The sequence below is a fragment of the Pseudomonas sp. SDO5591_S426 genome, assembly GCF_054070755.1.
Genome location: NZ_JBSVXD010000198.1, coordinates 1 through 9,868, shown reverse-complemented (window position 1 = coordinate 9,868; position 9,868 = coordinate 1). Strand labels below are relative to the sequence as shown.

The following is a 9,868-nucleotide window of genomic DNA, read 5'->3' as shown; positions in this document are numbered from 1 at the left end:
TGTGAAAGCTTAGAGAGCGATCACAGGGTGTGAGGGGGTAGCCATTTCATTAGGGTATCGGGTTGTCGGTGAGAGCAACTCTCCACAATTTGTATCCGGGGTAGGTCACCGGGCAATTTCGTGGTTAACTTCGGCCTCTTCAAAATTCTCTACAACAACGTTCAGAAGGACTCCGTTCATGGCTCAAGTCACTCTTAAAGGCAACCCGGTTCAAGTCAACGGCCAACTGCCTCAAGCCGGTTCCAAGGCGCCAGCCTTTTCCCTGGTTGCCGGCAATCTGTCCGACGTCACCCTGAAAGACTTCGCCGGCAAGCGCAAAGTGCTGAACATTTTCCCAAGCGTCGACACCCCGACCTGCGCCACCTCCGTGCGCCAGTTCAATGCCAAGGCCAGCAGCGTCGACAACACCGTTGTGCTGTGCATCTCCGCTGACCTGCCGTTCGCCCAGGCGCGTTTCTGCGGCGCCGAAGGTCTGGAAAACGTACAGAACCTGTCGACCCTGCGCGGTGCCGAGTTCATCGAGAACTACGGCGTGGCCATCGCTGACGGCCCGCTCAAAGGCCTGACCGCCCGTGCCGTTGTGGTACTGGACGAAAACGACAACGTGCTGCACAGCGAACTGGTCAAGGAAATCGCTGAAGAACCGAACTACGAAGCGGCACTCGCTGTTCTGAAGTAAGTCTGGTTTTACAATTGTTAACGGCCTGGCACTGTCCAGGCCGTTTTCATTTGTGTTTCAGTGTCTTGGATAAATCTCCTGTTACGTAAGCCGAAGGTAAATTGCCGGTAAAGGCGCTTTGCTTAAGACCCGCCAGTGCTTATCGTTCAGCCTCATGTAAAGAAAGCCCACGCGCCCAATGGTTGATCACTCAATGCAATCCTCCGCTTCCCGTAGTCCCCGTCGCTGGCTGTTCGGCCTGCTTGTCCTGCTGGTCATCGCCGCCCTGTGCTGGAAATTCTGGCCTGGCAGTGCTGCGCCAAAAGAGGGTGCGGGGCAAAAAGCCGTGGCCGGGCACACCGGCAAGGCGGGCGGAATGCGTCCAGGGTTCGGCGGTGCTACCGGGCCGGTTCCGGTGCGGGTAGCCCCGGCGGTCAAGGGTGATTTCCCGCTGTACTACAAGGCGCTGGGCACGGTCACTGCGCTGAACACCATCAACGTGCGCAGTCGCGTCGGCGGTGAGCTGATGAAGATCAATTTCGAGGAAGGGCAGATGGTCAAGGCTGGCGACCTGTTGGCCGAAATTGACCCGCGTCCGTACCAGAACGCCTTGCTCCAGGCCGAAGGCACCTTGTTGCAAAATCAGGCGCAACTGAAAAACGCCCAGGTGGATGTCGAGCGTTATACCGGTTTGTACCGGGAGGACAGCATCGCCAAGCAAACCCTGGACACCGCCGTCGCGCTGGTCGGTCAGTTCCAGGGCACGGTCAAGACCAATCAGGCGGCGGTCAACGACGCCAAACTCAATCTCGAATTCACCAAAATCCGCGCGCCGATCGCCGGCCGCGTCGGCTTGCGTCAGCTCGATGTCGGCAACCTCGTTGCCGCAAACGACACCACGGCGCTGGCGATCATCACCCAGACCCAACCGATCAGCGTCGCCTTCACCCTGCCGGAAAACAGTCTCGACACCGTGCTCGCGCGCTATCGCAGCGGCGCCAAACTGCCGGCCGAGGCGTGGGACCGTGGCGATACCAAGTTGCAGGCCACCGGCGTATTGCAGAGCCTGGACAACCAGATCGACGTCACTACCGGCACCCTGAAATTCAAGGCCCGTTACGACAACCGCGACCAGTCGCTGTTTCCCAACCAGTTCGTCAACGTGCGTCTGCTCGCCGACACCCTCAAAGACGTGGTGCTTGCGCCATCCGCCGCGATCCAGTTCGGCACCAATGGCACGTTCGTCTATGCCCTGGACGGCGACAAGAAGGTCAAGATCCGCCAGTTGAAAATCGGCGCCAGCGACGGTGAAAACACGGTGGTCACCGAAGGCCTTTCCGCAGGCGACCGCGTGGTGCTGGAGGGCACCGACCGCCTGAAGGACGGTAGCGACGTGGAAGTGGTCAACGACCCACAACAAGTGCCGACCAATCCGGCCGGCCACCTGCAGGGCAAATCGGCGGCCAACACGCCTGAGCCGGCGACCACTGACAAGGCGAAAAAGGGCGGCGCATGAATCTCTCGCGGCTGTTCATCCTTCGCCCGGTAGCCACCACGCTGAGCATGCTGGCCATTATCCTGGCCGGCGTGATCGCTTATCGGCTGCTGCCGGTGTCGGCATTGCCTCAGGTCGATTACCCGACCATTCGCGTCATGACGCTCTATCCCGGCGCCAGCCCGGATGTCATGACCAGCGCCGTGACCGCGCCGCTTGAGCGGCAGTTCGGGCAAATGCCGGGCCTGACGCAAATGGCATCCACCAGTTCCGGTGGCGCCTCGGTGCTGACCCTGCGTTTCAGCCTCGACATCAATATGGATGTCGCCGAGCAGCAGGTGCAGGCCGCGATCAACGCCGCGACCAACCTGTTGCCCAAGGACCTGCCGGCGCCGCCGGTGTACAACAAGGTCAACCCGGCCGATACGCCGGTGCTGACCCTGGCCATCACCTCCAAGACGATGCTGTTGCCCAAACTCAATGACTTGGTCGACACGCGCATGGCGCAGAAAATCGCCCAGATCAGCGGTGTCGGCATGGTCAGCATTGCCGGTGGTCAGCGTCAGGCGGTGCGGATCAAGGTCAATCCCGAAGCCCTGGCGGCCAATGGGCTGAACCTGTCGGATGTGCGCACGCTGATCGGCGCCTCCAACGTCAACCAGCCCAAGGGCAACTTCGACGGCCCGACCCGGGTTTCGATGCTCGATGCAAACGATCAACTGACGTCGCCCAAGGATTACGCCAATCTGATCCTGGCCTATGCCAACGGCGCGCCATTGCGGCTCAAGGACGTGGCGGAAATCGTCGACGGCGCCGAAAACGAACGTCTGGCCGCATGGGCCAATGAAAACCAGGCCGTGTTGCTGAACATCCAGCGGCAACCCGGTGCCAACGTCATCGAAGTGGTGGACCGCATCAAGGCCTTGCTGCCGAGCATCACCGACAACCTGCCGGCCGGCCTCGACGTCGTCGTGCTGACCGACCGCACCCAGACCATCCGCGCCTCGGTCAAGGACGTGCAACATGAACTGCTGATCGCCATCGCGTTGGTGGTCATGGTCACTTTCCTGTTCCTGCGACGGGCCAGCGCCACCATCATCCCATCGGTGGCCGTGCCGCTGTCGTTGATCGGCACCTTCGGCGTGATGTACCTCGCGGGGTTTTCGGTCAACAACCTGACCCTGATGGCCCTGACCATCGCCACCGGTTTCGTGGTGGACGATGCGATCGTGATGCTGGAGAACATTTCCCGCTATATCGAAGAAGGCGAAAGCCCGCTGAACGCGGCGTTGAAGGGTGCGAAGCAGATCGGCTTCACCCTGATTTCCCTGACCTTGTCGCTGATCGCCGTGTTGATCCCGTTGCTGTTCATGGCTGACGTGGTCGGGCGGCTGTTCCGCGAGTTTGCCATCACCCTGGCGGTGGCGATCCTGATCTCGCTGGTGGTGTCCCTGACCCTGACGCCGATGATGTGCGCGCGGCTGCTCAAGCGTGAGCCGAAGGAAGAAGAGCAGGGCCGTTTCTACCGCGCCAGTGGCGCCTTCATCGACTGGATGATCGCCGCCTACGGACGCAAATTGCAGTGGGTGCTCAAGCATCAGCCGCTGACCCTGATGGTCGCAATCGGCACCCTGGCGCTGACGGTGTTCCTGTACATGGTCGTGCCCAAGGGGTTCTTCCCGGTGCAGGACACCGGTGTGATCCAGGGGATTTCCGAAGCGCCGCAGTCGATTTCCTTTGCGGCGATGAGCGATCGCCAACAGGAACTGGCCAAGGTGATTCTGGCGGATCCGGCGGTCGAGAGCCTGTCGTCCTACATCGGTGTCGACGGTGACAACTCGACGCTCAACAGCGGGCGACTGCTGATCAACCTCAAGTCCCACAGCAACCGCGACCTGAGTGCGACGGAAGTCATCGCACGCCTGCAACCGGAACTGGACAAACTGGTGGGCATTCGCCTGTTCATGCAGCCGGTGCAGGATCTGACTATCGAAGACCGCGTCAGTCGCACGCAGTACCAGTTCAGCATGTCGTCACCGGATTCGGAATTGTTGAGCCTGTGGAGCGGGCGTCTGGTGGAAGCCCTGGCCGAACGGCCGGAGTTGACCGACGTTGCCAGCGATCTGCAGGACAAGGGCTTGCAGGTTTATCTGGTGATCGACCGTGATGCCGCCTCGCGGGTCGGGGTGTCGGTGTCGAACATCACCGATGCGCTGTATGACGCCTTCGGCCAGCGGCAGATTTCCACGATCTACACCCAGGCCAGCCAGTACCGTGTGGTGCTGCAATCGCAGTCCGGCGAGAAGATCGGCCCGCAGGCGCTGGACCAGATCCACGTCAAGACCACCGATGGCGGCCAGGTGCGGCTGTCCAGCCTGGCGCATGTCGAAGAGCGTCAGGCGCAACTGGCGATCACCCACATCGGCCAGTTCCCGGCGGTGATGATGTCGTTCAACCTCGCGCCCGGCGTGGCGTTGGGGCATGCAGTCGAGATCATCGAACAGGTGCAAAAAGACATCGGAATGCCGATCGGCGTGCAGACCCAGTTCCAGGGCGCGGCCGAGGCGTTCCAGGCGTCGCTGTCGAGTACCTTGCTGCTGATTCTGGCGGCGGTGGTGACCATGTACATCGTGCTGGGCGTGCTCTACGAGAGCTACATTCACCCGATCACCATTCTCTCGACTTTGCCCTCTGCGGCGGTCGGCGCCTTGCTGGCGTTGATCCTCAGCGGCAACGACCTGGGGATGATCGCGATCATCGGCATCATTCTGCTGATCGGTATCGTCAAGAAGAACGCGATCATGATGATCGACTTCGCCCTCGACGCCGAGCGCAATCAGGGCATGGACCCCGAGACGGCGATCTATCAAGCGGCGTTGCTGCGTTTCCGGCCGATCCTGATGACCACTTTGGCCGCGCTGTTCGGCGCGGTGCCACTGATGCTGGCCACCGGTTCCGGTGCGGAATTGCGCCAGCCGTTGGGTCTGGTGATGGTCGGCGGTCTGTTGCTGAGCCAGATTCTGACGCTGTTCACCACGCCGGTGATCTACCTGTACTTCGACCGCCTCGGTCGGCGTTGGGGTCGTAAGCCTGAATCCGTGGAAGCGGTAGAGCAGCCATGAACCTGTCAGGACCTTTCATCAAGCGCCCGGTCGCGACCATGCTGCTGAGCCTGGCGATCATGCTGCTGGGCGGTGTGAGTTTCGGCCTGCTGCCGGTGTCGCCGCTGCCGCAAATGGATTTCCCGGTGATCGTGGTGCAGGCCAGCCTGCCCGGTGCCAGCCCGGAAGTAATGGCCTCCACCGTGGCCACGCCGCTGGAGCGTTCCTTCGGCGCGATCGCCGGGGTCAACACCATGAGCAGCCGTTCCAGCCAGGGCTCGACCCGGGTGATCCTGCAATTCGACCTCGACCGCGACATCAACGGCGCGGCGCGGGAAGTGCAGGCGGCGATCAACGCCTCGCGCAACCTGCTGCCGAGTGGGATGCGCAGCATGCCGACCTACAAGAAGGTCAACCCGTCCCAAGCGCCGATCATGGTGCTGTCGCTGACCTCGGACGTGCTGGAAAAAGGCCAGTTGTACGACTTGGCCTCGACCATCCTGTCCCAAAGCCTGTCGCAAGTTCAGGGCGTGGGTGAGGTGCAGATCGGCGGCAGCTCCCTGCCGGCGGTGCGCATCGAACTCGAACCGCAGGCGCTGAACCAGTACGGCGTGGCGCTGGACGATGTGCGCAACACCATCGCCAATGCCAACGTGCGTCGGCCGAAGGGCTCGGTGGAGGACGATCAGCGTTTGTGGCAGGTTCAGGCCAACGACCAGTTGGAAAAGGCCAAGGATTACGAATCGCTGATCATCCACTACAACGGCGGCGCGGCCCTGCGCCTGAAGGATGTGGCCAAGGTCAGCGACGGCGTCGAAGACCGCTATAACAGCGGTTTCTTCAACGACGACGCGGCGGTATTGCTGGTGATCAACCGGCAGGCCGGCGCCAACATCATCGAGACGGTCAACGAGATCAAGGCTCAACTGCCGGCGTTGCAGGCGGTGTTGCCGGCCAGCGTCAAGTTGAACGTGGCAATGGACCGCTCGCCAGTGATCAAGGCCACATTGCATGAAGCGGAAATGACCCTGCTGATCGCCGTGGTGCTGGTGATTCTGGTGGTGTTCCTGTTTCTGGGTAACTTCCGTGCGTCGCTGATTCCGACGTTGGCGGTGCCGGTGTCGCTGGTCGGCACGTTTGCGGTGATGTACCTCTACGGCTTCTCGCTGAACAACCTGTCGCTGATGGCGCTGATCCTCGCCACCGGGCTGGTGGTGGACGATGCCATCGTGGTGCTGGAGAACATTTCCCGGCACATCGATGCGGGCATTCGCCCGATGAAAGCGGCGTATCTCGGTGCCCAGGAAGTCGGCTTCACCTTGCTGTCGATGAACGTGTCGCTGGTGGCGGTGTTCCTGTCGATCCTGTTCATGGGCGGGATCATCGAGAGCCTGTTCCGCGAATTCTCCATCACCCTGGCGGCGGCCATCGTGGTGTCGCTGGTGGTGTCGCTGACCCTGACCCCGATGCTCTGCGCCCGTTGGCTCAAGCCGCACACGCCGGGCCAGGAAAACCGTTTGCAACGCTGGAGTCAGCGGGCCAACGAATGGATGGTCGGCAAATACGCCACCAGTCTCGACTGGGTACTGCGTCATCGGCGCCTGACGTTGCTCAGTTTATTCGTGACGATTGGCGTTAACGTTGCGTTGTATGTGGTTGTTCCTAAAACATTTCTTCCTCAGCAAGATACCGGCCAGCTGATCGGTTTCGTGCGTGGCGACGACGGTCTGTCGTTCAGCGTGATGCAGCCGAAAATGGAAATCTTCCGCCGCGCCGTGCTCAAGGACGAAGCGGTGGAAAGCGTCGCGGGCTTCATCGGTGGCACCAACGGCACCAACAACGCGTTCATGCTGGTACGCCTCAAGCCGATCAAGGAACGCAGCATTTCCGCGCAAAAGGTCATCGAGCGGCTACGCAAGGAAATGCCCAAGGTTGCCGGTGCGCAACTGATGCTGATGGCCGATCAGGACCTGCAATTCGGCGGTGGCCGCGAGCAAACCACGTCGCAGTATTCCTACATCCTGCAAAGCGGTGACCTGGGAGCGTTGCGCGAGTGGTATCCGAAAGTCGTCACCGCGCTCAAGGCCTTGCCCGAGCTGACCGCGATTGATGCCCGCGAAGGCCGAGGCGCGCAGCAAGTGACCTTGATTGTCGACCGCGACCAGGCCAAACGCCTCGGTGTCGACATGGACATGGTCACGGCGGTGCTGAATAACGCCTATAGCCAGCGGCAGATTTCGACCATCTACGACAGCCTCAACCAGTATCAGGTGGTGATGGAGGTCAATCCGAAATACGCCCAGGACCCGATCACCCTCAAGCAGGTGCAGGTGATCACCGCCGATGGCGCGCGGATTCCGTTGTCGACGATTGCCCATTACGAAAACAGCCTGGAAGACGACCGCGTCAGCCACGAAGGCCAGTTCGCCTCGGAAAGCATTTCCTTCGACATGGCCGAGGGCGTGACCGTGGAGCAGGGCAGCGCCGCCATCGAACGGGCAATTGCCTCGGTGGGCCTGCCGGAAGATGTCATTGCGAAAATGGCCGGCACCGCCGATGCCTTCGCCGCGACCCAGAAGAGCCAGCCGTGGATGATCCTTGGCGCGCTGGTGGCGGTGTATCTGGTGCTGGGCGTGCTGTACGAAAGCTACATTCATCCGCTGACCATTCTCTCGACCTTGCCGTCGGCGGGTGTCGGCGCCTTGCTGTCGATCTATGCGCTGGGCGGCGAATTCAGTCTGATTTCGTTGCTGGGCCTGTTCCTGCTGATCGGCGTGGTGAAAAAGAACGCCATCCTGATGATCGACCTGGCGCTGCAACTGGAGCGGCATCAGGGCATGGCGCCACTGGAGTCGATTCGCAACGCCTGTTTGCAACGTTTGCGGCCGATCCTGATGACCACCCTCGCGGCGATCCTCGGCGCCTTGCCATTGCTGCTGAGCCGTGCCGAAGGGGCGGAAATGCGCCAGCCACTGGGCCTGACCATCATCGGCGGGCTGATTTTCAGCCAGGTGCTGACTCTTTACACCACTCCGGTGGTTTACCTCTATCTCGACAAACTGCGCCATCGCTTCAACCACTGGCGTGGGGTGCGTACCGATGCTGCTCTGGAAACTCCGCTATGACTGACCGTTCGCTGTTCAACCTGGCTACACCGCTGATCACCGCCCGAGGCTCGCGTTTGCTGAGCCTGTCGCTGTGCGTGGCGATGCTCAGTGCCTGTGCCATCGGCCCGGATTACCAGCGTCCGCAAACCGCGGAACCGGCGCAGTACAAGGAAGCGGCCGGCTGGCGTCAGGCCAGCCCGAGCGATTCCCTGGCCCGTGGTGCGTGGTGGGAGCTGTACGGCGACCGGCAACTCAATGGCCTGATAGAAAAACTCAACGCCTCCAACCAGACCGTTGCCCAGTCCGAAGCCCAGTACCGTCAGGCCCAGGCCTTGGTGCGCAGCGCCCGGGGCGCGTTTTTTCCAACGGTCGACCTGACCTTGGGGAAAAACCGTTCCAGCCAAGGCACCGGCAGTAGCAGTTCCAGCCTGACCAGTTCGTCCAGCGGTATTCGTGACACCTACACCGCCCAGGCTGGCGTCAGTTGGGAAGCGGATATCTGGGGCAAGCTGCGCCGAGGCCTTGAAGCCGACACCGCCAATGCCCAGGCGAGTTTTGCCGATCTGGCGGCGATGCGCCTGAGCCAGCAGTCGGAACTGGTGCAGAACTACCTGCAACTGCGGGTGATCGATGAGCAGAAGCGTCTGCTGGAAGCGACCGTCGAGGCCTACCAGCGTTCGCTGAAAATGACCGAAAACCAGTATCGCGCCGGAGTGTCCGGCAAGGACGCAGTGGCGCAGGCACAGACCCAGCTCAAGGGCACCGAAGCCGATATGGTCGATCTGATCTGGCAACGCGCGCAGTTCGAAAACGCCATTGCCGTGCTGATCGGCTTGCCACCGGCCGAGTTCAGCCTGGCGGAGACAGAGAACATTCCGGCATTGCCCGAAGTGCCATTGAGCCTGCCGTCGCAACTGCTGGAACGCCGCCCGGACATTGCTTCCGCCGAGCGTTCGGTGATCGCTGCCAACGCCAACATCGGCGTGGCCAAGGCCGCTTATTACCCGGACCTGACCCTGAGTCTGAACGGGGGTTACAGCAGCAGCACGTCGAAAGATCTGTTCAGCGTACCGAACCGCTTCTGGTCGGTCGGCCCGCAACTGGCCATGACCTTGTTCGACGGCGGGCAGCGCTCGGCGGAGGTGGATCGCAGCGAAGCGGCCTACGACGAAACCGTGGCCAAATACCGCCAGACCGTGCTCGACGGTTTCCGTGAAGTGGAAAACTATCTGGTCCAGCTCAAGGTGCTGCAAGACGAAGCCGTGGTGCGGCAACAGGCACTGGATGCAGCCCGCGAATCGCTGCGCCTGACCCAAAACCAGTACAAGGCCGGGGTCATTGCATACCTGGACGTGGTCGTGGTTCAGGCGGCGGCGCTGAGCAATGAACGCAGCAACCTGGACTTGATGCAGAGCCGCCTGATCGCCAGCGTGCAGTTGATTGCCGCGCTGGGCGGTGGTTGGGACGGGCAGCTATAGGCCTGTAGGACTGTAGGAGCTGTCGAGTG

At 61.5% G+C, this 9,868-nt stretch carries 5 protein-coding genes; all 5 read left to right on the top strand.

What is annotated here, in order from left to right; all coding sequences use genetic code 11:
* Positions 1–178: 178 nt before the first annotated feature.
* The 5 genes from tpx to ACW9JC_RS25705 all read left to right on the top strand — a co-directional run bounded on the left by tpx (position 179) and on the right by ACW9JC_RS25705 (position 9,839).
* Complete coding sequence (gene tpx / locus ACW9JC_RS25725; protein WP_338580704.1) at positions 179–679, top strand: thiol peroxidase; 501 nt, start codon at positions 179–181, stop codon at positions 677–679.
* A gap of 178 nt (positions 680–857) precedes the next feature.
* On the top strand, positions 858–2,174 hold the full coding sequence (locus tag ACW9JC_RS25720; RefSeq protein WP_338580705.1) for an MdtA/MuxA family multidrug efflux RND transporter periplasmic adaptor subunit: 1,317 nt from the start codon (positions 858–860) through the stop codon (positions 2,172–2,174).
* On the top strand, positions 2,171–5,275 hold the full coding sequence (locus tag ACW9JC_RS25715) for an MdtB/MuxB family multidrug efflux RND transporter permease subunit (RefSeq protein WP_457458489.1): 3,105 nt from the start codon (positions 2,171–2,173) through the stop codon (positions 5,273–5,275). The genes ACW9JC_RS25720 and ACW9JC_RS25715 overlap by 4 nt, the downstream gene beginning before the upstream one ends.
* A complete protein-coding gene (locus ACW9JC_RS25710) occupies positions 5,272–8,379 on the top strand; it encodes an efflux RND transporter permease subunit (protein ID WP_338580707.1) in 3,108 nt (1,035 codons plus the stop codon). The genes ACW9JC_RS25715 and ACW9JC_RS25710 overlap by 4 nt, the downstream gene beginning before the upstream one ends.
* Positions 8,376–9,839, top strand: a complete 1,464-nt coding sequence (locus ACW9JC_RS25705) for an efflux transporter outer membrane subunit (RefSeq protein ID WP_457458487.1) — start codon at positions 8,376–8,378, stop codon at positions 9,837–9,839. Before ACW9JC_RS25710 ends, ACW9JC_RS25705 begins: the two co-directional genes overlap by 4 nt.
* The last annotated feature ends 29 nt before the right edge of the window (positions 9,840–9,868 follow it).

Coding starts and splice junctions, on each gene's coding strand:
- tpx (WP_338580704.1), top strand. CDS start 179: ATGGCTCAAGTCACTCTTAAAGGCAACCCGGTTCAAGTCAACGGCCAA.
- ACW9JC_RS25720 (WP_338580705.1), top strand. CDS start 858: ATGGTTGATCACTCAATGCAATCCTCCGCTTCCCGTAGTCCCCGTCGC.
- ACW9JC_RS25715 (WP_457458489.1), top strand. CDS start 2,171: ATGAATCTCTCGCGGCTGTTCATCCTTCGCCCGGTAGCCACCACGCTG.
- ACW9JC_RS25710 (WP_338580707.1), top strand. CDS start 5,272: ATGAACCTGTCAGGACCTTTCATCAAGCGCCCGGTCGCGACCATGCTG.
- ACW9JC_RS25705 (WP_457458487.1), top strand. CDS start 8,376: ATGACTGACCGTTCGCTGTTCAACCTGGCTACACCGCTGATCACCGCC.